Here is a 25,545-nt window from a genome sequence, read left to right on the forward strand (position 1 = left end):
GGCGGCGGGTCGATCATGGCGACGCCACTCTTGCCTTATGCCGTCGGCATCGCTCAGCCTCATGTCGCGATCGGCACCGGCGCGCTCCACAAGCCACCGACGCCGACATTCACTGCGGATAACGATCTGACGGCCTCGGCCACACCGGAGACAGCGATTCAAACGGGTAACGCGCCCAAACTCACATCAATGCCGGCTTATGAGCTGCGAGCAAAGTCAAGCAGCGAAAACGATCCCGTCCTCCGGGGCCCAGCTCACATTCACGGGGCCTTCGGCCGCATCGAACAGAAGAGAGCCAGCCTTCACCGTGACAGTTTGCCGATCCGGCAACTGAATCGTGAGCTTTGTCTGGTCGCCGAGATAGATTCTCTCGATCAAATTCCCGCTCAGCCGGTTTCCCTCTCCCGGCGGGCAGCTTCCCGTCCCCAATGCGATCTTCTCCGGCCGGATCGCCAGCACGACCGGTTGCCCTTCCGCGACCTCACCGAGGCGCCCCCGGATCAGACCGATGCCAGGCATATCCACCTCGCCCTCATCGCCAATCCGCCTCGCGAGACGACCGCGCAGCAGGTTATTTTCACCGACGAAACCGGCGACGAACGCATTGGCCGGCACGTCGTAGAGCGTCTTCGGCACTGCGAGCTGCTCGATTACCCCGCCGTTGAAAACGGCAATGCGGTCCGACATCGTCAGAGCCTCCTGCTGATCATGCGTGACGTAGATCATCGTCACCCCGATCCGCTGATGGAGACTCTTGATCTCTATTTGCATGCCCTCGCGCAACTGGCGATCCAGAGCGCCGAGCGGCTCATCCATCAGCACGATGGCAGGCTCGTAGACGAGTGCGCGCGCCAAGGCCACGCGCTGTTGCTGGCCGCCCGAGAGTTCCGCTGGCTTGCGGTCGATCACGCCCGGCAGTTGCACCATGTCGAGCGCCCGGCGCACACGCGTGACGATCTCCTGTCTGTCGAGCCGCCGGACCTGGAGGGGAAAGGCGATGTTCTCGCCAACGCTCATATGCGGAAACAGGGCATAGTTCTGAAACACCATGCCGATCTCGCGGCGATGGGGCGGCAGGCCTGAGAACGGCTTGTTGTCGAGATAGATTTCGCCGCTGGTCGGCATCTCGAAGCCCGCGAGCATCATCAAGGACGTCGTTTTGCCCGAGCCGGAAGGGCCGAGCAGCGTCAGAAACTCGCCGCGCTCGACCGAAAGATTGAGATCGCGGACGACCTGCGAGCGCCCGTCATAGGTCTTGCAGATGTTCTGGAAACGGACGATCGGGTCCACGTCGGAGCTTCCCTCGGCTGGTCTCAATGAGCCGCCCCCTGCGCACCGGTCTGGCGCAGCCTGTCGCCGCGTCTGACGAAAAGCAGGACCGCCATCAGCGAAATCGCGATCACCAGCATGACCGTCGCCGCCGCCGCAATGACGAGATCGAACAGGTCGCCGGAGCGCATGTACATCTGCACCGGCAGCGTGCGCTGGTCGGGGCCCGCCAGGAACAGGGCCGCGACGACATCGTCGAAGGAGATGGCAAAGGCGAAAACGGCGCCCGAGACCACTCCGGGCAGAATCAGCGGCAAGGTCACGCGCCTGAAGGTCAGGAGAGGCGGCGCCCCGAGGCTGGCGGCCGCCCGCAGCAGGTTGCCGTCGAACCGTTGGAGTGCAGCCGAGACGGTAACGACGACGATCGGCGCGGCGAAGGCACAGTGAGCGAGCACCAGCCCGACATAGCTATAATCCAGCCCGACACGCGCAAAGGCAAAATACATGCTGGTGGCGCCGATGACGCTCGGCACGATCATCGGCGTCATGATCAGCACCATCAGCGCGTCCTTGCCGGCGGAGCGCCAGCGCCAGAGGCCGATCGCGGCCGTCACCCCGATCAGCAGAGCGAGAAACGTGGTGCCGGCTGCCACGAGGAAGCTGTTGAGCAGCGCGCGGCTCCAATCGGACGAGGCGAAGAGTGCGCGGAACCAGCGCAGGCTGAAATGCTGGATCGGATAATGCAGAACGGCGACATCGTTGAACGCCATCGGCACGAAGGCGAGGATCGGCCCGATCAGGAACAGGCAGAACAGCACGCCAAAGACGACGAGAAGCAGACGGCCGGCTTTCTGGGCGGGGGTGGGAGGAAAGCCGGTCATCGCGCGCTCACGCTCGGTGTGACGGTCTTCGTCAGCTTCACGAAGAGCCAGTAGAGCAGGTAGACCGAGACGAGCAGCACCATCGACAACGCGGCTGCCAGTCCCCAGTTCGGAGTCTTGGTGACGTAATTCACCACGAGCACGGGCAACCCCTGCTCACGCGGCCCCCCGAGCACCGCCGGAACGACGAACACGCCGAGGCTGTGAATGAAGACCAGCAGCGAGCCTGCTGCAAGGCCCGGCACGATCTGTGGCAGGAAGATGCGCCGAAACGCCATCGCGGGCGGCGCGCCGAGCGAAGCGGCGGCCCGCATCTGCGAGGTGGGGATCGTCTTCATCACGCTGTAGAGCGGCAGAACCATGTAGGGGATGAAGATGTGGAGGAGCGAGACGAGAACCGCCGTGCGGTTATAGAGCAGGTCCAGCGGCTGGCTCAGCAGCCCGAGGCTTCTCAAACCGTCGTTGACGATGCCCTCGCGGCCCAACAGCATGCTCCAGGCGAGCACGCGCACCATGACGGCCGTCCAGAACGGCAGCAGCAGGATGAGCATCATCACGCCTGCCATCCGCCTTCCCGTCGTCGCCATCAGATAGGCGAAGGGGAAGCCCAGCAGGATGGCCAGCGCCGTCACGCCGAACGAGATGCCGAAGGTGCGCAGGATCGCTTGGACGAAAGCGCTTTCTCCCGCGGGAACGGCTTCGATGGCTCCGGTGGAGCTGCGCCTCAGATCCAGAGCGGACAGCAGGTAGAAATCGGTCAACGGCCCGCTGGCCTGGCGGATCGCGGACCATGTCTCCTTGTCGTCCCAGCGCGGCGACAGGCCCACGAAGAAGGCTCGCGGATCGACCGGCAGGTTGCGCATGCGGGCCCGCGCGCTCATCAACATGGCCCGCAGGCCGGGGAGCGCATAATTCAAGCGGGCTGCAGCATCGGCCACGGCCGCCGGCGTATGGGCCTTTGCGAGATCGTCGGCCAAGGCGCGGAAGGCGGCGTCCGGGATAGGCGCATCATGACGCCAGTTGCGCAGGGCGAGCACGGTTGCGGGAAGAGCCTGCGCGACCTCCGCATCGCGTACGCCCCGGCTCAACATCATCAGCAGCGGGCCGATGAACACCATGAGCAGGAACAGCAGGAGCGGCGTGACCAACAGCAGGGCCGACAAGCGCGCCGATCGCTCGGACCGCGCCAGGCGGCGGGCCAGGCGCTTCGCCTCCGCCGGCTGGAGAAGAGCCCCGTCTGCATGCACAGCCGTCATTAGCCGAGCCTCATCAGCGGGCAGCAAGCCAGGCGTCGAAGCGGCGCGTGAGCTCGTCGGCGTTGTTCACCCAGAATTCCGCATCGAGCGGGATGGCGTCCTGCAGAACATCCGGATTCGGGGTCAAGAACGGTTTCCAGTCCGGGTTGACGAAGGCCATGGCCTTGCGGTTCGGCGTCGAGATCGCGAGTCCGTTCGTGACCGCCGCCTGGACCTCCGGCCGCATCGCATAATTCAGGAACTTGTAGGCGCTGTCGACATGCCTGCTGCCGCGGACGATCGACCAGAAGTCGGTCAGGAGAATGGCGTCCTTGCGCGACATCCCGAAATCCGTGCCCTGGGTCTTGTTGAAGAAGGCGATGCCGTTGTCGTAGCTCATGCCCATAACGACCTCGCCGGAGGCGAGCAGTTGCCGCGACTGGCCGGCGTTCACCCACCAGACGATATCGGGCTTGATCTCGTCGAGCTTGCGGAATGCGCGATCGACGCCTGCCTTCGTCGCCAGCAGCTTGTAGACGTCGCCGCGCGCGACACCATCGGCCATCAGCGCGACCTCAAGCGTCTGGACGGGGCTCTTGCGCATCGCCCGGCGCCCCGGCCACTTTGCCCGATCCCAAAGATCGGCCCAGGAGCTCGGCAGTTCCTTGAGCTTCTTCTTGTCGTAGGCAAGCACGGAGCTGTAGAAAATGAACGGCACGCCGCATTTGTAGCTTTCGCCGATCTTGTCGAAATCGGCGAGGCCCGGCAGGCGCGACTTGTCGATCTCGGCAAAGACGCCTTCGTCGCAGCCTTGCAGGACTTCGGTCTCCTCGTTTGTGACGATGTCCCAGTCGGCGCCACCCGCCTCGACCTTGGCGCGGACCGATCCCAGCCCCCAATCGCGGCTGTCGATGCGCAGATCGACGCCGGATTGCTTCCGATACGGCTCCAGGACATCTTTCTTCAGGACTTCGCCGATCGGGCTGATGAACACGGAGACAGCCAGGTCGGCGGCGCGCACGGGGACCGTCGCCAGCAACGACACGGCCGCCAGGAGCGCGAGGCCGGTGCGTCCGAATGTGATCGCAGACATTGAATTCTCCAGCCCACGCCGCCGCGTATCCACGGCGAGCATGGCGATCTTCAGTCCCCCGCCGAACAGGGCGGCGCGATATCTATATTAAGATCATACATAATTTACGGAGCCAAATGGAAGTCAAGCAAGGAGCGCCTGATCGGCGTGCAACCCGACATGCCTGTTTGCGCAATTGCCTGCCGGAGCGGCACCGGCCCGCGGACTGAACCCCGCCGGCATCCGATATGTCAGCTTGCCCCGACCAGGGACGCGCTCTGCTGCTCCATAGCCCTGATGACCTCCTCCCGGATCAGGTCGAAGGCTCGCTTGTGAAGAGCCGCGAATGCGGGGGTGTTGACCATGTCGAGCGAAGGTGGACGCGGCAGGTCGACCGGGAGGACCTCCTTGATGCGACCCGGGCGTGCCGTCATGACCACGACCTCGTCGCCGAGCAGAATGGCCTCGTCGATCGCATGCGTCACGAAGAGATGGTCTTGCGATTATCCTCGAAGATGCGGATCAGCTCCTCCTGCATCACGAATTCGGCCCCAACGGAATCACCGTCAACATGGTCAATCCGGGCCAGATCGACACCAGAGCCTTTTCACAGGAGCAACTCGAGGCAAAGGCCCAGGGAAAATTCCTCCGGCGCGTCGGCCTGCCGTCCGACATCGCTGGCATCGTGGCCTTCCTTGCCAGCGACGAGAGCTCCTTCGTCACAGCCCAGCAGATCTACGTCGATGGCGGAGGCGTCTTCAGCTGAGACCATTCCCGCCCGGTCTCGGCAAGATCTCCGGGACTCGGACGGGCGCGCGGCGGCTCCGCTTCAGCTATTTCGAAGCGAGCCAAGCCTCGAACCGCTGGGTCAAGGCGTCGGTGTTGTCGAGCCAGAACTTCGCGTCGAGGGAGATCGCCTCCTTCAGATTCTCCGGATTGGGCGTAAGGAAAGGCCTCAGGTCCGCGTCGACCAGATCCATGGCCTTGCGGTTCGGCGTCGAGATCGCCAGCCCGTTCGTCACGGCCGCCTGCTTCTGCGGGCCCATCGCGTCGTTGAGGAAGGCATAGGCCTTGTCGACATGCTTGCTGCCCTGGACGATACCCCAGAAATCGACATGGACGATCGCATCCTTGCGAACCAGGCCGAAATCCGTGCCCTGCGTCTTGTTGAAGAAGCGGATGCCGTTGTCGTAGGTCACGGCGAGAGCGACTTCGCCGGAGGCCAGCATCTGCCGGGATTGCCCGGGATTTTGCCACCAGACGACGCTCGACTTGATGGCGTCGAGCTTGCGGAAGGCGCGGTCGACACCATCCTTCGTCGCCAGAACCTTGTAGACCTCGTTGCGCGGTACGCCATCCGCCATCAGCGCGATTTCGAGCGTACCGCTGACGGAACGGTGCATGGCGCGCTTGCCGGGCCATTTCTTGAGGTCCCAAAGATCGGCCCAGGAGGTCGGCTCCTCCTTGATGCGCTTTTTGTCGTAAGCCAGGACCGAGCTGTAGAAATAGATCGGCACGCCGCAATTGTAGCCCTCGCCGATCGCATCGAAATCCGGGAGGTTGGTCAGCTTCGACCGGTCGAGCGGCTGGAACAGGCCCTCGTCGCAGGCCTGCAAAGCCTCGACCTCCTCGAGTGACACCACGTCCCAGGCGCTGTTGCCCGCCTCGATCTTGGCGCGGACGGCACCGAGGCCCCAGTCGCGGTTGTCGACCGCGACATCGAGCTTGTTCTGCTTCGCGAAAGGTTCGATCACCTGCGTCTTCAGCACTTCGCCGATCGGGCTGATGAAGACGGCGGTCGTCAGATCGGCGGCCGTGGCGCGCAACGGCGCCGCCAGGATGAGCCCGGCCGCGAGGCCCAGGGCCAGTCTGCCCTGGATCGGAATAAGCATGTCGGTTTCTCCCGCTCAAACTCGGCCTTGCGACCGCGAAGCATTCGCCACCCCGCCATTCCCCAAGATTCGTTCGGCGGCGAATTCAATTTCCACTAAATGTAAATTCTGTAGAGATTTTGCCTGAGCCCGAACGTTGTCAAGCGCATTTTCCGAAAGGACGCCAGTCGCCGGATCAGCCTTGGCCGCAATGGACGAGGCGACCGGCGAAATAGGTTCTGACAGCGCGCGTGCCGGCGATCTCGGTCGGATCGATCGTGAAGAGATCGCGATCGAGCATGGCGAAGTCGCCGGATTTTCCGGCGCGGATCGAGCCCGTCCTCTCGGAGATTCCCATCATTTTCGCGACGTTAAGCGTGCAAAGGGTAAGCGCCTGCGCGACCGACAGCGCCTGTTCCGGCCGAAAAGCTGCTTCCGCCGTCCCCGCGGGGTGCCGCCGCGTCACCAAGGCCGCGATTCCCGGCCAAGGGTTGGGCGAAGGGACGATCGGCCAGTCTGTGCCTGCGACCGCAAGCGCCCCGGATCGCACGATGTCGCTGATCGGCCAGGCTGTTTGCGAACGCGCCTCGCCCAGCAGCCGAGCATTGGCTTGCAGGATCGGGTTGGGGAACCAGAGCGGTGGGCAGAAATCGGCGACGACATCCAGGGTTGCGAGCCGCGGAATGTCCGACGCGGCGATGTAGCTGGCATGGGCGATGGAGTGGGCCGGGCCATCCGAGCCGTTGCGCTCGCGGACCAGGGCGATCGCATCGAGCGCCGTGCGGATGGCCCAATCGCCGACGGCATGGAGCTTGACGTGAATCCCGGCCGCATCGAGCGGTGCGATCAGGCCGGCCAGCTCCTCCACTGAAAAGAAGGGCGGAACCGGCTCGGACGGGCCATCCAGATAAGGCGCGATGAAGGAGGCCGTCCGCGAGCCCGGCACGCCGTCGAGGAAGTACTTGGCGAAGTCCACCCCGACATGCCCGGTGCGGTGAGCGGCGCGGCGCGCGATCACCGCCTCGCCGACCCCGTCGCGTTCCGGCGTCAGCAGCGTGTCGGTGGCGATGCAGGTCGCCACCCAGGCGCTGAGTTCGCCGCGCCGATCGAGCGCGGCGAATGTCGCCATGGTCGCTTCCGAGGTCGCGGCATGAACGAAACCGGTGACGCCGAAGCCGTTATAGAGCGACACGGCATGGCGGGCGTAGCCTTCGCGCTCGGCCGGCGCGGGCGGCGGCATCGCGCGGTCGATCAGGGCACAGGCGGTTTCCAGAAAGAGGCCGGAAAGGGCCCCGTCGCCATGGCGCAGAACGCTGCCATGCGGAGGAGCAGGCGTGTCGCGGCCGAGGCCAGCCCGCTCCATCGCCGTGGTGTTGGCGAAGACCGCGTGATGGCTGCTGTCCCGCAGGGCCGCGGGCCGTCCGCCCGTCGCATCGTCGAAACGACGCAGCGCCTCCGGCTCGCCGACGGTACCGAGGAGGCGGCCCACGCTCCAGCCCGCGCCGGTCAGCCATTCGCCGGGCGGCGCGGCATCCGCCGCGGCGGCGGCTGCCGCGATCAGGCTGTCGAGATCGTCGTCGGCCGAAAGGCGCACCGCCGCGAGCGCGGCGCGGCCACCTTCATAGGCATGGGTATGGCTATCGATCAGGCCGGGGACGACCAGCGCGCCGCCGGCGTCGAGGATTTCGGTCGCAGACCCGCGGTGAGCCGAAAGCCCCTCATCGTCACCGACAAAGGAAAAGCGTCCATCATGGACCGCCAGCGCGGTCGCCCAGGGTCTTTCCGTATCGACTGTGAAGATCCGCGCATTGCGGACGATCAGGTCGACGCCGGCAGCCCCGTCGGCTTTCATGCTGCCGCCTCCAGCGCGGCCTCGATGGCCAGGCCGAGCGCGAGGATGCGCCGGTCGCTCCCTCCCTTGCCAGCCAGCATCAAGCCGACCGGCGCCTCCCCGGCCGCATGACAGGGGATCGACAGCGCACAGCCATCGAGAAAATTGATCAGAGTGGGATTGCGCAGGATGAGCAGATTGGTCGCGCCGAAGGCGGAGTCGTCTTCGAGATCGGCGATCTTCGGAGCCACGACCGGGACGGTGGGCATCGCCAGGGCGTCGAAAGGTTCGAGCCGCTTCTCCACCGCGGCGATCCAGGCGGCGCGGGCTGCGAGAAGATCCTGGTAATCCGCGGCGGTGATGTCCGCGCCGCGGCGGATGCGCATCAGTACGCGGGGATCGTAGCGGCTGCCGGCCCTTTCGACGAGGGCCTGGTGCCAATGCCAGGCTTCCGCGGCCGCAAAGCCGCCCTTGGCATTGATCGCCGCGAGAGCGGCGAATTCCGGCACGGCCAGTTCCGAGATCCGCACGCCAGCCTGCGAAAGCCGATCCAACGCATTGCGGAACGCCGCCGCAACGCTGGCATCAAGCCCATCGAGGGCGAGAGTCGTCGGCACGGCAAGGCCCAGTCCCGCCAGCGGCAGCGCCTCCGGCAGATCGAAGTCAGTGCCGGCGAGAACCGAGTCGAGCAGCGCGCAGCAGGCGACGCTGCGCGCGATCGGACCGATCGAATCGAGACTCCTGGAAAGCGGCAGTGTCCCTTCCTGCGGTACGCGGGCCGCCGTCGGCTTGAAGCCGACGAGGCCGCAGAGCGCGGCGGGAATACGCACCGAGCCGCCGGTGTCGGTTCCGATCGCCGCTGCGGTCATGCCGTCCGTGACCGAAATGGCGGCGCCCGAAGACGAACCGCCCGGAATACGCCGGCTCGCACGGTCGTAAGGATTGAGCGGCGTGCCGTAATGCGGGTTGAGCCCGAGGCCGGAAAAGGCGAATTCGGTCATGTTCGTGCGGCCGACGAGGACGGCCCCGGCCGCGATCAGCCTGCTGACGATCATGGCATCTGTGGCCGCCGCCGGTGCATCCTCCAGCGCGACGCTCCCGGCGCGAGTGGTCTCGCCGGCCACGTCGAACAGGTCCTTGATCGAGACCGGAATGCCCTCGAGCGGGGAACGGACGACGCCGGCCTTGCGCAACGTGTCGGAGGCGCGCGCCATAGCCCGCGCCTTCTCGCTGTAGAGGCTCGTAAAAACGCGGCTGCCCTCGCCTTCCGGTGCCGCGGCCGCAGCGAGCGCCTCGTCGACCAAGGCCTCGGCGCTGGCTTCGCCAGAGCGCAGGAGCCGACCCAGATCTTGCAAGCGATGGTTCATCCGACAGTCTCCTTTGCGGCCGGGCTCAGCCTTCGCTGACCGCCTTGGCGAAATTGGCGAAGAACTCGTCGGCGAGCTTCTTCGAGACCGAATCGATCAGCCGCGATCCCAGCTGCATCAGCTTGCCGCCGACCTGGGCCTCGACATCGTAGCGCAGCAGCGTCTGCCCGCCCCCGGCATCGCTCAGCGCCACCCGCGCGCCGCCCTTGGCGAAGCCGGCGATGCCACCCTCGCCTTCGCCCTGGATGCGGTAGCCGTTCGGCGGATCGAGATCGGTCAGCTCGACCTTGCCCTTGAAGGTAGCCTTCACCGGGCCCAGCTTGACCTTCACCACCGCCGAGAGATGGGTTTCGTCGTCCTTGGCGAGTTGATCGCAGCCCGGGATGCAGGCCTTCAGCACATCGGGATCGTTGAGCTTCGCCCAGACGACCTCCTTGCTCGCCGGCAAGGTCGCCTCGCCGCTCATCGTCATCGCCATGATGTCATCTCCTCGCTGCGCAATTTGGCCCCAGCCGGGCCGCTCCCTCAAAAGCGGCGCCACAGGGCCGGTTCGATATGCTCCGGCCCGATCGTGGCGAGATCCGTTACGCCGAGCAAAGCCATGTTGCGGTCGATCTCGACCTTCAGCAGCCGGATGGCATGGCCGACGCCGGCTTCGCCGCGCGCTGCCGCGGCGAACAGGAAAGGCCGGCCGAGAAAAACAAAATCCGCCCCGAGCGCGAGCGCCTTCAGCACGTCGGACCCACGCCGGATGCCGCCGTCGATCATCACGCTCATCGGCCCCGCGACATCGGCTATCGCCGGGAGTGCCGCGAGCGCCGGCCGCGCGCCGTCGAGCTGGCGCCCGCCATGGTTCGAGACGATCACGCCGTCGGCGCCGGCCTCGCGCGCCAGCACCGCATCCTGCGCGCTGAGCACGCCTTTCACCACCAGCCGGCCCATCCAGAGACGACGGATCAGTTCCAGATGGCGCCAGGCCAGTTGATCGCGCGCGCCGATAGCGCGCACCACGTTGCGCGAGAGGATCGGCGGGCCGCGGAAGGCGTCCATATTCTCGAAATGCGGGATGCCTTTGCGCAGGAAGCTGGCGAACCAGGTGTCGAGCAACCAGCGCGGGCGGATAGCCCCGTCCCAGGCGAGGCGAAGCGAAGGACGCAGCGGTATGCTGAAGCCGGTGCGGACATTGTTCTCGCGATTGGCAGCGACGGGCACGTCGACCGTCAGGACGAAGGTATCGTAGCCGGCTGCCGCGACGCGCTCCACCATCGCCGCGATGCGCTCGTCCTCGCCGGGAAGATAGGCCTGGAACCAGCGCGCCCCGCCCTCCTGCGCGATGCGCTCGAGCCGGGTGAGCGAGGTCGCGCTGACGATCGAGGGGATGCGCTCCCGCTCGGCTGCACGCGCGAGCGCGATCTCGCCGTCGAAGGTGGCGAGCCCCGACAGCCCCATCGGCGCGATGCCGAAGGGCGCGTCGTAATGCTGCCCGAACAGCTCGGTCCGCGTGGTGCGAGTCGAGACGTCGGCGAGGACGCGCGGCACCAGCTCGTAACTGCGGAAGCTCTCGCGATTCGCCTCGAAGGACTGGCCCGTCTCGGCGGCGCCGGCATAGTAGCCGTAGATCTGCCGCGGCAGCCTTCGCCGCGCGGCGGCCTGGAAATCGTCCAGGCAGAGGAAGGATGCGAGGTTGCGCGGTATCTCGTCCAGCGGCCGCGGTGCGGCGACGATGCGCGCCTCTCCGGATATAGGCGCCGCCCTCACGGCGCCGGGCCCGCGAAGCGGCTCGACGGCAGCACGATGTTCTGCGGCCGTCCCTGAAGGGCCGCGACCATCGTCTCGGCCGCCTTGACGCGAATGTCCCGGTTGGCCTGCGGCGAGTAGTAGGCGACATGCGGGGTCACGATCAGCCGCCCTGTCAGCCACGCGTCATGATTGCGATAAGCCGCGAGCAATACGGGCAGCGGCTCGGCCGGCGGCTCGACCGGCACCACGTCGAGCCCGGCCCCAGCGATATGGCCGTCCTTCATCGCCTCGCCGAGCGCGTCGATGTCGATCAGCGCGCCGCGGGCGGTGTTGATGATAACGGCTCCCGCCGGCAGCTGCCGCAGTTCCCCCGCGCCGATCATGCCGCGCGTCTCGTCGGAGAGCAGGCAGTTCAGCGACAGCACGTTCGAGACCGCTAGCAATTCGGGCAGCGACCGCACCCGCTCGACGCCGATGGCGAGTTCCGTGCCGTTCGGCACATAAGGATCGTAGAAGACGACGCGGAAGCCGAATGCCTTGGCTCGCAGCGCGACGGCCGTCCCGATCCGGCCGAGACCGACGATGCCGAAGGTCTGTGCGCCGGACCGATCGATCAGCGGCGTATCGATCATCAACCAGGGCGCGGGCTCCCTGCCACGCTGAAGATCGTGATGAAGCAACAGGCCGCGACGCAGGGCCAGGACGAGGCCCATGGCGTGATCGGCGATCTCGGTCGTCCCGTAATCGGGCACGTTGCAGACCAGGACGTCGCGGGCGGCCGCGGTCTTCATCGCGATACGGTCGAAGCCGACGCCGATGCGCACCAGCACCTTGAGTTTGGGGAAGCGGGCGAAATCCGCCTCCCGCACATGGTGGCGGAAAACGAGGAGGCCGTCCGCCTCGCGGCAATCCGCCTCGGCGAGATCCGACAGCTCGGGCACGTCGCGGAACGTCACCGAGCAGTGGCCGGCGAGCACGGCCTGCTCGAGCCGCGTGTCCGGGTCGAGCAATTCTGGATAGAGTACATTCGGCATCATCATCCTTCCCCCAGCGGATCGCGGTGCCGCTTCGGCGTCTCGTTCAGGGACCGGCTTGCGCGTCCCGGATGGCGCGCCAGAGCCTCAGCGGCGTTGCCGGCATCGCGAACTCCTTGATTCCGAGCGGCGCGAGAGCGTCGCGGATCGCGCTCATCACCGCCGGCAGCGCCCCGACGGTTCCCGCCTCGCCCGCGCCCTTGACGCCGAGCGGGTTCGTCGTCGTCGGCACGGGATGGCTCTCGACCCCGATCGCCGGCAGGTCGGTCGCGCGCGGCATGCCGTAATCCATGAAGGAACCGCTCAGCACCTGGGCGTCGGCATCGAAGGCGATGAACTCGTCGAGGATCTGACCGGCGCCCTGAGCGACGCCGCCATGGATCTGGCCCTTCAGCAGCAGCGGGTTGACCACCGTCCCGACATCGTCGACGACATGATAGGCGACGATGTCCCGCTGGCCCGTCCCGGGATCGATCTCGACCTCGCAGATATGGCAGCCATTGGGGAAGGTCGACTTGTCGAGCGCGACGCTCGCCGAAGCCTGCAGGCCCGTCTCGAAGCCGGCGGGCAGCGTCCGCAACTGGAAGGAGGCCCTGGCGACATCCCGCAGCGAAACCGAACGGTCCGTCCCGGCGACGACAAAGCGGCCGCGCTCGAACAGGATGTCCTCGCCGGCCGTCTCGAGCAGATGGCCCGCGAGCGGCTTCGCCTTCTCGACGATGCGCTCGCTGGCGCGGACGAAGGCGGCACCGAAGGCCATCATCGTCCGCGAGCCGAAGGTGCCGCGCCCGTGGGCGACGGCATCGGTGTCGCCGAACACGACGCGGACATGCGCACTGGGAGCGCCGAGCAGCTCGGCAGCCATCTGGTGATAGGTCGTCTCGTGACCCTGTCCTTGCGAATGGCTGCCGGCGAAGATGGTCATGTCGCCGGTGGGATCGAAGCGAATCTCGGCATATTCCTCGAAGGGTCGGTCGGGCGGTCCGCCGGCGATCTCGATCACGCAGGCGATGCCGATGCCGCGCAGCCTGCCGCGCTTCCCGGCTTCGCGGCGCCGCTTTTCGAAGCCCTTCCAATCTGCCGCCTTCAGGCACTTGTCCATGACCGCTTCGAATTCGCCGCTGTCATAGGTGAAGACCAGCGGCGTCCGGTACGGCATCGCCCCCGGGGGGATCATGTTGCGCCGCCGGATTTCGGCACGGTCGAGGTTGAGCTGGCGCGCCGCCTTGTCGATGATCGTCTCGATGCAGAACGAGGCCTCGGGCCGCCCGGCGCCTCGGAACGGGCAGGTCGGCACTGTGTTGCTGAAGACGCCACGGACCTTCACGTCGAAAGCCTGCGTGGTGTAGACGCCGGCGAGCCCGCCGACATTGTTCGTCGGCGCGTGCAGGCCGTTGGAGGCGACATAGGCACCGATATTCGCCAGCGTCTCGACCCGCAGCGCCAGAAAGCGGCCGTCATCGTCCAGTGCGAGCGAGACCTCGGAGACGTTGTCGCGCGCCTGATGGTCCGACATGAAGCTCTCGGAACGGTCGGCGGTGTGCCGGACCGAGCGACCGGTCAGCCGCGCCGCCCAGAGCACGAGGACCAGTTCGGGATGCAGGCTGCCTTTCATGCCGAAAGCGCCGCCGACATCGGGAGCCACGACGCGGATCCGACCCGGCGCGATCCCGAAGATCGTGGCGAGCTCGCCGCGGATCATGTGCGGCGACTGCAGGCCGGCATGGAGCGTGTAGCGGCCCGACCGGGGATCATATTCACCGAGCGCGGCGCGCGGCTCGAGCGAATTGGTGCCGACACGGCTGATCACGATGCACTCGGACACGACATGCGCGGCCCGAGCGAACAAGGCTTCGGTCCGCAGCGCATCGCCGGCGCGGAAGTCGAAGCAGATATTGTCCGGAAACTCCTCCCAGACCTTCGGCGCGTCGGCTTGCGCCGCGCGCGCCGTATCCGCGACCGCGTCGAGCGGTTCGTAGTGGATATCGATGAGTTCAGCAGCGTCGCGCGCCTGGTTCAGGGTCTCCGCCACGATCGCGACGACACCTTCGCCGACATGCCGCGCCTGATCGCGCGCAAGCGGGAAATATGCCGGCTCGAGGGCGGGGGAGCCGTCGGCGAGCTGACGCTTCACCCGGGTCGGGAAGCAGGCGAAGCGTTCGGCCTCCATCTCGGCGGCGGTGATGACCGCGAGCACGCCTTCCGCCTGCCGGGCGGCGACCGCGTCGATCGAGACGATACGCGCTGCCGCATGCGGCGAGCGTAGCAGGAACAGATGCGCGGTGTTGCCGGAGATCGCTGCGATGTCGTCGGTATAGCGACCGCGCCCCTGGATGAAGCGCTCGTCCTCCACGCGCCGCACCGACTTCCCGATGCCAGCCCCCCCGACGCTCTCCGCCGCTGCAGCCCGGACGTTCATTCGCCGGGCCGCTCGAGATAGCGCAGCCGGCTGCGCTGGAAATGGTTGAAGCCGGCATTCACCAGTGAGGCGAGCGCGAAGATGACGATGATCGTCGCGTACATGCTCGGGATCTGGAACTGGTCCGAGTAGCGCATCAGCCGATAGCCGAGTCCGGCGTCGGAATAGGCGATCTCGGCCGAGAGCACGCCGATGATAGACATGGCGAGCCCGAGGCGCAGACCGACCAGCAGCGAGGGCAGCATCGCCGGCAGGTAGATCATCCGCACCTTCTGCGCCCAGCGCAGGTGGAAGCTGTCGCCGACGCGCAGCAGGATGAGCCTGATCTGGAGATAGCCGCCGATCGTGCTGAACACGACCGGGAAGAAGGCCGACATCGCCGATTTGGCGATCTTCGACTCGAAGCCGAGGCCGAAGACCAGGAACAGGATCGGCAGGAAGATGATCTTCGGCGTACCGGCGAGCGCCAGGATGTAGGGCTCGAAGGCGCGGCGAAAGAAAGTACTGGAACCGAGCCAGATGCCGACCAGAAGCGCGATCAGCGAACCGATCACGAAGCCCGAGAAGGAAGTGAACAGCGTGATACCGAGATCGCGCCAGAGCGTCGTGCCGATAAGCTCGGTCACGAGCGCGCCGGCCACGGCCAGCGGCGGCGGGACCAGTCCCTTGTAGAGCAGCCCCGAGACGGCGATGAGCTGCCAGACGACCAGCAGGACCGCGATCGTCGCGATCTTGATGGCCGCGACGGACGGCCCCTTGGCCTCGGCAGCGGGCGATGCGACGTCGCTCATCCCTACCTCACCAGCTTTTCGATGCGATTGACGATGATGTTGAAGACGACGCTCACCAGCGTCACCGCGATGATCGCCGTATAGGTGCCGGTGATGTCGAAGCGGAAATAGCTGTCGGACACCATCCGCCCGAGTCCGCCGGCATCGACGAGGTACTCGATCGCGATGATGTTGATCAGCGTGTAGATCAGCCCGAGCCGGATGCCGGTGAAGATCGTCTTGGCACCGGCCGGTACCATGATCTTCCAGAAGATCGTGCTCTCGCTCATGTGGAAGCTGCGGCCGACCTTGATCAGCGTCGGCGGGATCGACGTGAAGGCGAGCCGGACATGGACGATGATCGGAATGATGCCGGCCGCCATCCCCATGAAGATCAGCGTGAAATTGTTGCGGCCGAAGATAACCATGAAGAGCGGGTAGAGCAGGAAGATCGGCGCCGCGAAGAGCGAGGCGAGCCAGCCTTCATAGGCCTTGCCGAAAGCCTTGTAGCGATAGAGCAGGTAGCCGGCGGGGATCGCGATCACCACCTCGGCGACCATGGCCGCGAGCACCATGCCGAAGGTCAGCTTCGTGGCCTGCACGAGCTTCAGGAATGTCTCGCCATGGAAGATCGCGCCGATCGCTTCGCTGGGCAGCGCGATGATCAGGCTCGATATCGCCCCGGTCCTGACGAGGATCTCGATCAGGACGAGCAAAGAGACAACCGTGGCGAGGCCGAAGAGGGTCGCCGCGTCGAGTCCCAGCGAAGCTGCGAACCTGCGCCCGGAGAGGACGCCGGCTCGATCGATCTGGGTCGTCGTTTCGCTACCCGTATCGGCGGGAGCCAGGGCCATGTCGCGCTCCTTCTGCTGTCGCGGCCCGGGCCGCAATGCCTCGTCAGTGGTGGTTCAGCCAGTCCAGGCTCGATCCGCGGGTGGAATCGATCCGAATGTCGATCAGATAGGGTCGGCCCGCCTCGACGGCGGCCAGCCCTCGCTCCAGCGCCGCCGCGATCAGCGCGGGATCGGTGACCTGCGGTTCGGACTCCACGCCGAAGTCGCGGGCCAGCCCCGGGATGTCGATCGCCGGGTCGTCGATGCGCTGGCCGATCCACTTGTTCTCAGGCGGGCGGCTGCGATGCTGGGCCACCGCCTCCTGCTGGATCTCATCGGTGTAGTAGCTGCGGTTGTTGGCGATCACGAGGAGCACCGGGATCTGGTAATGCGCGGCGGTCCAGAGCGCGGAGGGAGCGCCGAGGAACTCGCCGTCGCCCATCATCCCGATCGTCAACCGTCCGCTGCCCTTCAGAGCAAGCGCTGCGCCAACCGCCATGCCCGGGCCGGAGCCGACTCCGCCGCCGCCGTCATAGCCGAGATAATCGAGCGGATCGCGGAAGGGATAAGCCCCTGCCGGCCAGTTGAGCGGCACGCGGGCGAGGCAGAGCTCGCGCTTGCCCTTCACCGCGCACAAGGCCGCACCGATATCGGCGAGCGTCGGCAGGCCCTTCGCCACCGGCCCTGCTGCAGGTTTCGGCGCCGCCGGAAGCGCCGGCTTCAAGGCGCCGCGTTCCTCCAGCGCCGCGACCAGAGGCTCGAGCACCGCATCGGGTTCGACCGCGAGATGGATATCCGCGCCGCTGTAGCGCTGGTGATCACCGCTCCAGCCGTTATGCACGTAATGATCGACCGAGACGTGAATGAGCCTGCGCGGCCCGGCCTCCTCGGCACCGACGCGCATGACGTCGGCGACATCGGTCCAGTCGAGGCTGAGCACGACATCCGCATCGGCGAGCAGCTTGCGGTTGACGCCCGTCAGGAACAGGTCCGGCGGCGCGCCGTGCAGGGGGTGCTCGGTCGGGAAGGAGGCGCCCGTGCGCAGATCGGTGATGACGCGGGCGCCGAGCAGCTCGGCCAGCTTCACGCGATTGTCCCAATCCGCCTGGCTGCGCGAGACGCGGCCCATCAGGATGACCGGCGCTTTCGCCTCGCCGAGGAGCTTCGCCGCGCCCGCGACCGTCCCGCGATCAGGCACGATTCGCGCCGGTGGCTCGAACAGCGTGGCGGGCGGCAGCACCACGGGTGCCGTCAGCGCATCCTCCTGCAGCCGCCGGTCGAGGATGACATAGGACGGCCCGCAGGGCGCGGTGCGCGCCATCATATAGGCACGGCCGATTGCCTCGATGGTCGCGGCCGGCGAATGGGGCTGGTCGTCCCATTTCACGAAATGGCGCACCATCCCGCCCTGGTCGCGGGCGGTGTGCATCCAGTCGATCCAGTTGCGCCTGACATGGGTGTCGACGGCACCCGTCGCGCCCAGCATCAGGATCGGCACGCGGTCGCACCAGGCGTTGAAAATGCCCATCATGCCGTTCATCAGCCCGACATTGCTGTGGAGCACCACGGCCATGGCGCGCCCGCTCGCCTTGGCATAGCCATGGGCGATCGAGACGACGCTGCCCTCGTGCAGCGCGAGCAGCATCTGCGGGTTCTCGTTGCCGAGATAGTTGACGAGACTGTCGTGCAGGCCGCGGAAGCTGGAGCCTGGGTTGACGCAGACATAGTCGATGCCGAGCTGGCGCAGCATCTCGGCGGCGGCATCGCTGCCCCAGGACATCCTGGTCTCGGCGCTCTTTGCGGGAATGTCCGGGTTCATGGCGCGGCCCTGGGCGAAAAGGTCAGAGGAAGGTCTCGGTAACGGTCTTGAGATGGGTGTATTCGGCGAGACCCTCGATCCCGGCCTCGCGGCCGATGCCGCTGTCGCCGACGCCGCCGAAGGGTGCCTCGGGCGCCGTGACGGTGACGCCGTTGATGGCGACGACGCCGGCCCTCAGCCCTTCGGACATCGCCGCCGCCGTCTTGTGCGAGCCGGTGAAGGCATAGGCCGCGAGCCCGTAGGGCAGGCTGTTCGCCTGTTCCAGCACCTCGTCGACCGTGTCGAAGGGGCGGATCGGCGCCAGCGGGCCAAAGGGCTCGCGGGTCATCACCATGCTGTCGACCGGCGCATCGGCGAAGACGGTGGGCGCGAAGAAGAAGCCGCGATTGCCGAGGCGCTCGCCACCGGCCAGCACCTGCGCGCCGCGCGCCTTCGCGTCGGCGACGAATTCCTCCATGGCCTCGAGCCGGCGGCGGTTCGAGAGCGGCCCCATCTGGCTGCCCGGCTCGGCGCCGTCGCCAACCTTGATCGCCTTGGCCGCATCGACGAAATGCTTCGTGAAGCGCTCGACGGCGCCGGATTGCACATAGAAGCGCGTCGGCGCGGTGCAGACCTGCCCCGCATTGCGGAAGCGCGAGCCGACGCATTGCTTCGCCGCCAGCGCCACGTCGGCATCGTCGAACACCACGGTCGGCGAATGACCGCCGAGCTCGAGCGTGATCTTCTTCAGGTCGCGTGCGGCGAGCGCCGCCAGATGCTTGCCGACGCCGACGGAGCCGGTCAGCGAAATCTTCTGCACGATCGGGCTGCCGATCAGATGGGCGGAGACCTCGGCCGGGTCGCCATAGACGATGTTGACGACGCCGGGCGGCACGCCGGCCTCGGTGCAGAGGCGGCCGAGGATGATCGCGGCGGTCGGCGTCTCCTCCGCCGGCTTGACGATGACCGAGCAGCCGGCGGCGAGCGCATGGGCGATCTTGCGCGAGACCATGCTGCACGGAAAATTCCAGGGCGAGAAGGCCGCGACCACGCCGACCGGCTCATGCGTCACCAGGATGCGGCTGTCGGCGAAACGCGAGGGCACGATGCGGCCATAGAGCCGGCGCCCCTCCTCCGCGAGCCATTCGACGAGCTCGGCCGCGCCCGTCACCTCGCCGCGCGCCTCCGCCAGGGTCTTGCCCTGCTCGGCGGTGATCGCCGCCGCCAGAAGCTCGACATTCTCGCGCATCAGCGCGCCGAACTTCCGCACGACACGCGCGCGCTCCTGCGGCAGCACCTTGCGCCAGAGCTTGAAGCCGGCCTCGGCAGCCTCCAATGCGCGGTCGAGCTCAGCCTTGCCGGCGAGCGGCAGATGGCCGATCTCGGCTTCGGTCGCCGGATTGACGACGGCGATCGTCCGGTCGCCATGCGGGCGGACCCAGTCGCCGCCGATGAGATTGGCCCAGTCCTGGTTCATCCCGATCATCCTCAGACCAGCCGCTGCGGCAGGTGGTAGAAGGTGCTGAGCTCGTGGGTCGGCCCGATCACCTCGGCCTTGCGGACATAGGCCGGGCTCAGCTCGGCGAAGGAAGTCACGCCGAGCAGGCCCAGCGCATTGACGATCTCGCGTTCGAGCAGTTCGAGGCTGCGGAGCAGCGCCGCCTCGCCGCCGGCGGCCAACGCCCAGCCCTGCAAGCGACCGATCGCGACCGCGGAGGCGCCCAGCGCGATCGCCTTGATCACATCCGTGCCGCGCAGGAAGCCGCCATCGACGATGAGCTCGGCCTTCTTCTTCACCGCGCCGGCGATCTCGACCAGCGAGTCGAGCGCGCCCATGCAGTGGTCGAGCTGGCGACCGCCATGATTGGAGACGTAGATCGCGTCGACCCCGCGCGAGACCGCCATCGCCGCATCCTCGACATGGGCGACGCCCTTGAGCATGAAGCGGCCGCCCCATTCGTCCCGGATGCGACTGGCGAGATCCCAGGTGATTGCGGCCTGGAGATGCCGGTCCTTCTGCGCCTTCACGCTCGGCGGCAGATAGCGGTTCATGAGCTGGCGCTCGCGGATGCCATAATGCGAGGAATCGACGGTGACGGCCAGTGCGTCATAGCCGGCATCCTTGACCCGCTTCAGGATTGCCTTGATCCAATCCCAGTCGCCGCGGACATAGAGCTGGAACATCTTCGGCCCCTCGGCGGAGGCCACGCTCTCCTCCAGCGACGGCTCGGTGATCGAAGACAGCATCGGGATGGTGCCGAAACGCGCGGCAGCGCGACAGGAACTCGCGCCCCCGCCCTTCTCGATCGCCTGCAACGAGCCGATCGGCGCCAGGATCACCGGGATGCGCAGCTTGTGGCCGAGCAGCGCGCCGGAAGGGTCGATGGTCGAGACGTCCCGCAGCACGCGCGGCAGGAAGGCGTAGCTGTCGAGCGCATGACGGTTGCGCCGCATCGTCATCTCGGATTCCGCGCCGCCGGTCAGATAGTCCCAGACCTCCTGATTGAGGTTGCGACGCGCCTGGCTGACGATTTCCTGGCTGCATGTGAATTCGGTCATCGCTACCTCGCAAACCCAGCCTGATCCCCGCGCCGCAACTCAGCCGGCGGTCTCGCTCTCGATCTCGGAAACGGCCTGGCCGAACAGCCTCAACCCCTCGCGGAAATGCTCGCGGGTAATGGTCAGCGGCGGCATCAGGCGGATGGTCGAGCCGTAGCGGCCGCAGGACATGATGCGCACGCCCAATTGCTCGCAGCGCTGCAGGATGGCGCCGACACGCTTCAGGTCGAGCGGCTCCTTCGTCGTCTTATCGGCGACGAGTTCCACGCCGATGAAGAAGCCGCGGCCGCGCACGCCGTCGAGGAACCTGCTCTTCCCGGCGATGCGGATCAGCTCCTGCTTCATCTCCTCGCCGACGGCGACGGAGCGGCCGATGAGGTCGTCTTCCCGGTCGAGCAGGATATCGAGATTCGCCATCGCCACGACATTGGCGAGCGCGTTTTCGGCGCCGGTGATGACCTGCGAGCCCGGCGGCAGCTTGTCCTGATAGCGCTTGTGCACGGTCACGCCCGAGAGCGGCAGGTCGCCGCCGACCGCCTTGGCCCAGGTCATCATGTCCGGCACGACGCCGGCATGCTCGCAGGCCCACATCTTGCCGGTGCGCCCGCCGCCGGCCTGGACCTCGTCGAGGATCAACAGGATGCCGCGACGGGTGCAGATCTCGCGCACGGCCCGCAGGAAGGAGAGCGGCGGGTCGAGGTAGCCGCCATCGGCCTGCATGGATTCGACGATTACCGCGGCCACGTCGTCGGCGCCGGTGTTGGGCGTCGAGAGGCGATGATCGAGATATTTGGCGCAGGCCGCCGCGGCAGCCTCGGGTTCGAGATCGAGGAAGGGCCGGTAGTCGTCGGGATAGGGCATATGGATCACGCCCGACATCATCGGCCCGTAGGGCTTGCGGAAATTCTCGCGGGTGGTCAGCGCCAGCGTGCCGTGGAAGACGCCGTGATAGGCGCCTTCGAAGGCCACGATCTGGGTGCGTCCGGTGATCGCCTTGGCGTATTTCAGCGCGGTCTCGTTGGCGGCCGAGCCGCTCATGCCAAACCAGGTGAAGCACTCGCCGCGCAGGCCTTCCGGCATGGAGGCCGAGATCTTCTCGGCCAGCGCCACGGTGGTTTCGCTGACGAGGCCGGCGGAGTGCATAAGGCGTTCGGCCTGAGCCTTGACCGCCGCGACCACCTTCGGATGGCTGCGCCCGACATTGGCAACGGCGACGCCCGCCGACATGTCGATGAAGATGTTGCCGTCGGGGTCCTGGATGCCGGCGCCGCGCCCGCCCTCGATGACGAGCCGACCGCGCACCGATGGGCGCGTCGGGCTCTGGAACTGCATGGCACGCTCGATGACGGCGCGGGCCTTGGCTCCCGGAAATTCGTTCGAGACCATGCGCGGCATCGCCGGATAGGACAAGGCGGCGAGTTGCTCTTCGGAGATCATGACGGCTCCTCAACAAACCTGCGTGCGAGAGCGCGGCGGCCGCATGCCGCCGCGGCTGCGGGCTATTGCCAGACGACGACCTGCGGCGGGTTGATCACGCCGTGCTTGCTCTTGTTGGCGAGGATGTCGAAAGCTTCCGGCACCTTGTCGAGCCCGTGCAGGGTGTGCGTGATCGTCGGAGCGATCTGCACGCGCTTGGAAGCGACGAGCTGGATCGCGTAGTCGATCATCTTCGGCGAAGGCGAGCGGCGCCCGACGACTCGCAGCGCCTTCTTCTCGATCAGTCCGAAGGTGACCTCCGCGCCGACCGGCAGATGACCGATCTCGATGATGCGCCCCTCAGGCCGCAGCATCTGCAACCCCTGCTGGAAGGCCTGGGTCCCGGCATGCCCCTGCCCCGTCGCGCCGCCGGCGCAGTCGAAGACGACGTCGCAGCCGAAGCCCTTGGTCGCCTCCATCACCGCTTCGACCGGATCCTGACTGGTCGTGTTGACCAGCACGTCCGCACCCAGCTGCTTTGCCAACTGCAGAACCGGATCGCGGCGAGCGATGGCGATGACGCGCGAGGCGCCGGCGCAGCGCGCGACCTGGAGCGAATCGAGGCCCATCGGCCCCAGCCCGATCACGGCGACGGTGTCGCCCATCTCGATCCCGATACCTTCCGTGGCGCCGACGATCGAGACCAGCGGCTGGAGCGCGGCGGCCTCGGCATCGGTGACCTCGTTGGGCACCGCGGCGACCATGCGCGCCGGGACGGGGAAATATTCGGCGAGGCAGCCGGGCGTGTCCTCGCCGACATTGATGACGGAGCGGCAGAGCTGCGGCCGCTGAGCCTGGCAGTACTTGCAGGTGCCGCAGGGCACGCCACGATGGTAGAAGACGCGGTCGCCGCGCTTGACGTTGGTGACGCCGGCGCCGACCTCGACGACCTCGGCGCAGAACTCGTGGCCGAACAGCGGCAAGGGCCGGCTCTTCGCCAGCATCGCCTTCAGGCTCTCGTGGCTGGAGACAGGCGCGCCGCTGAACTCTGCGACCTCGGTGACCGACAGCTCCAGCACCCGCGTGCGGCAGACGACCCAGCCGGGCTCGGCCTTCGGCTCGGGCACGTCCTCGAGCCGCATGTCATTGAAATCGTAAGTCAGCCAAGCCTTCACGGTCGCTCTCCCTCGCCATGAGCAGCGACCATATCGCGTTCAAAATTTATATCAAGATGAAAGCTAAAAAAATAATGCTCTTTTGGCGGAACGGTCTTCGCCACCTCCCGCGGCCAGCGGGAAGCGCCTCCCGCCGGCCGCCAGTTAGCTCCATTAATAACCTAAACTTGACAAGTTTTACCCGAAGCAAAATCATGGATGCGAACGGGGCTGGTCAAAGGCCCGCGCAGCGCCGGTCCGAAGCCGGCAGACCGAGAGGCTTTCCGTGTTGATAGAACGACCGTTCCAGCCCGCAGACATCGAGCATCTGATCATCGCTGGCTGGACCGGGCGCGATCAGAAAGCCGTCGAACACCACATCAAGGAGCTGGAGGCTCTCGGCGTGAAACGTCCGCGCACGACGCCTATCTTCTATCGTGCCGCCGCCTCGCTGCTGACCACCGCGGAAACCATCGAGGTGCTCGGCGGCGCCTCCAGCGGCGAGATCGAGCCGGTCGTCGTCGCGCTCGGCGGCGAGCTCTGGGTCGGCGTCGGCTCGGACCATACGGATCGCGAGGCGGAAGCGGTCGGCGTCTCGCTGTCGAAGCAGATGTGCGCCAAGCCGGTCTCGGCCACGCTGTGGCGATTCGCTGATGTCGCCGACCATTGGGACGACCTGATCCTCCGCTCCCATGCGGTGATCGGCAGCGAGCGGCGGCTCTATCAGGAAGGCACCGCCAGGGCGATGCGGCCCGTGGCGGAACTCATCAAGCTCTACAACGGCGGCAGCACGCTGCCGGACGGCACGGCGATGTTCTGCGGAACTTTCGCCGCGATCGGAGGCGTCGCGCCCGCCGACCGTTTCGAGATGGAGCTGCACGATCCCCATAGCGGCCGCTCGATCACCGCCGCCTATTCCATCCGCAGCCTGCCGATCGAGGGATGATCCGATGAGCGAACCCGTCGTCTACGAAAAGACCCATGACGAATTCCACCGGTTGGACATGGAGAGTGGCTGGCATACGCCGCCCGGCTATCCATCCGGCATCAAGCAGAAGATCATTGCCGGCGGGCTGGACGAGCCCGGCAAGCGCGGCAACCGCACGCGCCTGCTGCGTTTCGACCCCGGCGTCTATACGACCGCTCCTTTCGTCCACGAATATTTCGAGGAGGTCTTCCTGCTCGAAGGCGACCTGACCGTCGGCAACGACGCGAACGGCGAGGGCGGCGAGTCCTTCACCGGCTATACCTACGCCGTGCGTCCGCCGGGCGCCTATCACGGCCCGTTCAAGTCGGTGAACGGCTGCATCCTGCTCGAAGTCCACTACTACTGAACCGGCCATCCGCCGCAGAAGGAGCCACGCCGATGAAGCTCGCCGTGCCGGACATGGTGTCGAATTCCTATTTTCCGGCGGAGGCGGCAATCGAGCTCGGCATCTTCCGGGATTATGGGCTCGACGTTTCGCTGGAGCTGATCTTTCCCGTCGACAAGGCCTATGAAGCCCTGCGCGACGGCACGGTCGACATCGTCGCCGGCTCCGCCCATTCGGCGCTGGCGGCCTTCCCGCGCTTCGAAGGCGTCAAGCTGCTCTGCGCGCAGGCGCAGGGCATGTACTGGTTCCTCGTCATGCACGCCGACTTCAAGGCCGAGCGCGGCGATCTCGGTGCACTGAAGGGGCGGCGCATCGGCGCCGCGCCCTGGGTCGAGATGGGCCTGCGCTTCCTTCTGGCCGAAGCCGGCATGGATCTGGAGCGCGACGGCATCAGCATCGGCCCCGTGCCGGCGCCGCCGGAGAAATCCGTCAATTTCGGCCTCAACGCCGCCCGCGCGCTGCAGAATCGCCAGATCGACGGCTTCTGGGCCAACGGCATGGCGGCGGAGATCGCCGTGCGCGAAGGCTTCGGCACGGTTGTGCTGGATGCAAGGCGCGGCGACGGACCGGCTTCCGCCTTCGACTGCACGATGGCTTCGGTCGCGGTGCGGCAGGATCTGTCGGAGGAGCGTCCCGAAGTCGCCCAGGCGATCATCCGGGCCATCGCCAGGACTCACGACGTGCTCAAGGCCGATGTCGAGCGCTCCGCCGCCGTGGGCAATGCCCTCTTCCCGCCGGCGCAGGCGGCTCTGATCACCGACCTGATCCGCCGCGACCTGCCCTATTACGACACCGCGATCACGCCCGGCTTCGTCGCCGGCATGAGCCGCGCCTGCCGTGCCATGGGCAAGCTCGACCGCGACCTCGCCTATAACGACGTCGTCGCACCGCATCTGGCGGCAATCGCCGCCGCAGGCTGAGAG

General features: G+C 66.7%; 23 protein-coding genes. 4 read left to right on the forward strand and 19 right to left on the reverse strand.

What is annotated here, in order from left to right; genetic code table 11:
• Positions 1 to 216: 216 nt before the first annotated feature.
• The 5 genes from Q0Q36_RS02470 to Q0Q36_RS02490 form a co-directional block, all read right to left on the reverse strand.
• Positions 217 to 1,290, reverse strand: a complete 1,074-nt coding sequence (locus tag Q0Q36_RS02470; RefSeq protein WP_293795267.1) for an ABC transporter ATP-binding protein — start codon at positions 1,288 to 1,290, stop codon at positions 217 to 219.
• Positions 1,291 to 1,313: 23 nt separating this feature from the next.
• Entirely contained in the window at positions 1,314 to 2,150 is an 837-nt protein-coding gene (locus tag Q0Q36_RS02475; RefSeq protein WP_293795268.1) for an ABC transporter permease, read from the reverse strand.
• On the reverse strand, positions 2,147 to 3,406 hold the full coding sequence (locus Q0Q36_RS02480; protein WP_293795269.1) for an ABC transporter permease: 1,260 nt from the start codon (positions 3,404 to 3,406) through the stop codon (positions 2,147 to 2,149). The genes Q0Q36_RS02475 and Q0Q36_RS02480 overlap by 4 nt, the downstream gene beginning before the upstream one ends.
• Positions 3,407 to 3,419: 13 nt before the next feature.
• On the reverse strand, positions 3,420 to 4,478 hold the full coding sequence (locus tag Q0Q36_RS02485) for an ABC transporter substrate-binding protein (protein ID WP_293795271.1): 1,059 nt from the start codon (positions 4,476 to 4,478) through the stop codon (positions 3,420 to 3,422).
• A 230-nt stretch (positions 4,479 to 4,708) separates the two neighbouring features.
• Positions 4,709 to 4,942, reverse strand: a complete 234-nt coding sequence (locus Q0Q36_RS02490; protein WP_293795272.1) for a hypothetical protein — start codon at positions 4,940 to 4,942, stop codon at positions 4,709 to 4,711.
• Positions 4,943 to 5,028: 86 nt separating this feature from the next.
• Here Q0Q36_RS02490 and Q0Q36_RS02495 point away from each other — a divergent pair, with 86 nt between their 5' ends.
• Entirely contained in the window at positions 5,029 to 5,223 is a 195-nt protein-coding gene (locus Q0Q36_RS02495) for an SDR family oxidoreductase (protein ID WP_293795273.1), read from the forward strand.
• Positions 5,224 to 5,290: 67 nt separating this feature from the next.
• Here the strand turns inward: Q0Q36_RS02495 and Q0Q36_RS02500 are convergent, their stop codons facing one another.
• From Q0Q36_RS02500 to Q0Q36_RS02565, 14 genes are all read right to left on the reverse strand, one after another.
• Entirely contained in the window at positions 5,291 to 6,349 is a 1,059-nt protein-coding gene (locus Q0Q36_RS02500; protein WP_293795274.1) for an ABC transporter substrate-binding protein, read from the reverse strand.
• A gap of 175 nt (positions 6,350 to 6,524) precedes the next feature.
• Positions 6,525 to 8,180, reverse strand: coding sequence for an amidohydrolase (locus Q0Q36_RS02505; RefSeq protein ID WP_293795275.1), 1,656 nt, complete (start codon positions 8,178 to 8,180; stop codon positions 6,525 to 6,527).
• The gene (locus Q0Q36_RS02510) at positions 8,177 to 9,526 is read right to left on the reverse strand and encodes an amidase (RefSeq protein ID WP_293795276.1); all 1,350 of its coding nucleotides are present in this window, start codon (positions 9,524 to 9,526) and stop codon (positions 8,177 to 8,179) included. The genes Q0Q36_RS02505 and Q0Q36_RS02510 overlap by 4 nt, the downstream gene beginning before the upstream one ends.
• 25 nt (positions 9,527 to 9,551) lie before the next feature.
• Positions 9,552 to 10,004 (reverse strand): CoxG family protein, encoded by a 453-nt coding sequence (locus tag Q0Q36_RS02515; RefSeq protein ID WP_293795277.1) that lies wholly within the window; start codon positions 10,002 to 10,004, stop codon positions 9,552 to 9,554.
• Between the two features lie 47 nt (positions 10,005 to 10,051).
• On the reverse strand, positions 10,052 to 11,221 hold the full coding sequence (locus Q0Q36_RS02520) for an alpha-hydroxy acid oxidase (RefSeq protein ID WP_293795315.1): 1,170 nt from the start codon (positions 11,219 to 11,221) through the stop codon (positions 10,052 to 10,054).
• A gap of 59 nt (positions 11,222 to 11,280) precedes the next feature.
• A complete protein-coding gene (locus tag Q0Q36_RS02525; protein ID WP_293795278.1) occupies positions 11,281 to 12,306 on the reverse strand; it encodes a C-terminal binding protein in 1,026 nt (341 codons plus the stop codon).
• A gap of 40 nt (positions 12,307 to 12,346) precedes the next feature.
• Complete coding sequence (locus tag Q0Q36_RS02530) at positions 12,347 to 14,719, reverse strand: xanthine dehydrogenase family protein molybdopterin-binding subunit (protein ID WP_293795279.1); 2,373 nt, start codon at positions 14,717 to 14,719, stop codon at positions 12,347 to 12,349.
• Positions 14,716 to 15,510, reverse strand: a complete 795-nt coding sequence (locus Q0Q36_RS02535) for an ABC transporter permease (RefSeq protein WP_293795280.1) — start codon at positions 15,508 to 15,510, stop codon at positions 14,716 to 14,718. The genes Q0Q36_RS02530 and Q0Q36_RS02535 overlap by 4 nt, the downstream gene beginning before the upstream one ends.
• Before the next feature lie 2 nt (positions 15,511 to 15,512).
• Positions 15,513 to 16,343, reverse strand: coding sequence for an ABC transporter permease (locus Q0Q36_RS02540; RefSeq protein ID WP_293795281.1), 831 nt, complete (start codon positions 16,341 to 16,343; stop codon positions 15,513 to 15,515).
• A gap of 43 nt (positions 16,344 to 16,386) precedes the next feature.
• Complete coding sequence (locus tag Q0Q36_RS02545) at positions 16,387 to 18,141, reverse strand: thiamine pyrophosphate-binding protein (protein ID WP_293795282.1); 1,755 nt, start codon at positions 18,139 to 18,141, stop codon at positions 16,387 to 16,389.
• 22 nt (positions 18,142 to 18,163) lie between these two features.
• Positions 18,164 to 19,597: an NAD-dependent succinate-semialdehyde dehydrogenase gene (locus tag Q0Q36_RS02550; protein ID WP_293795283.1), complete on the reverse strand. Its 1,434-nt coding sequence runs from the start codon at positions 19,595 to 19,597 to the stop codon at positions 18,164 to 18,166.
• 11 nt (positions 19,598 to 19,608) lie between these two features.
• On the reverse strand, positions 19,609 to 20,679 hold the full coding sequence (locus Q0Q36_RS02555) for an alpha-hydroxy acid oxidase (RefSeq protein ID WP_293795284.1): 1,071 nt from the start codon (positions 20,677 to 20,679) through the stop codon (positions 19,609 to 19,611).
• Between the two features lie 39 nt (positions 20,680 to 20,718).
• A complete protein-coding gene (locus Q0Q36_RS02560) occupies positions 20,719 to 22,116 on the reverse strand; it encodes an aspartate aminotransferase family protein (protein ID WP_293795285.1) in 1,398 nt (465 codons plus the stop codon).
• A 62-nt stretch (positions 22,117 to 22,178) separates the two neighbouring features.
• Positions 22,179 to 23,270: a zinc-binding dehydrogenase gene (locus Q0Q36_RS02565; protein WP_293795286.1), complete on the reverse strand. Its 1,092-nt coding sequence runs from the start codon at positions 23,268 to 23,270 to the stop codon at positions 22,179 to 22,181.
• Positions 23,271 to 23,535: 265 nt separating this feature from the next.
• On the opposite strand from Q0Q36_RS02565, the gene Q0Q36_RS02570 reads away from it, so the two are divergent.
• The 3 genes from Q0Q36_RS02570 to Q0Q36_RS02580 are packed head-to-tail and all read left to right on the forward strand — an operon-like array spanning position 23,536 to position 25,542.
• Entirely contained in the window at positions 23,536 to 24,195 is a 660-nt protein-coding gene (locus Q0Q36_RS02570) for a DUF2848 domain-containing protein (RefSeq protein ID WP_293795287.1), read from the forward strand.
• Positions 24,196 to 24,199: 4 nt separating this feature from the next.
• Positions 24,200 to 24,583: a cupin gene (locus Q0Q36_RS02575; protein WP_293795288.1), complete on the forward strand. Its 384-nt coding sequence runs from the start codon at positions 24,200 to 24,202 to the stop codon at positions 24,581 to 24,583.
• A 32-nt stretch (positions 24,584 to 24,615) separates the two neighbouring features.
• On the forward strand, positions 24,616 to 25,542 hold the full coding sequence (locus tag Q0Q36_RS02580; RefSeq protein WP_293795289.1) for an ABC transporter substrate-binding protein: 927 nt from the start codon (positions 24,616 to 24,618) through the stop codon (positions 25,540 to 25,542).
• The last annotated feature ends 3 nt before the right edge of the window (positions 25,543 to 25,545 follow it).

It is taken from the genome of uncultured Allobosea sp., from assembly GCF_945957345.1.
Taxonomy (GTDB): Bacteria; Pseudomonadota; Alphaproteobacteria; order Rhizobiales; family Beijerinckiaceae; genus Allobosea.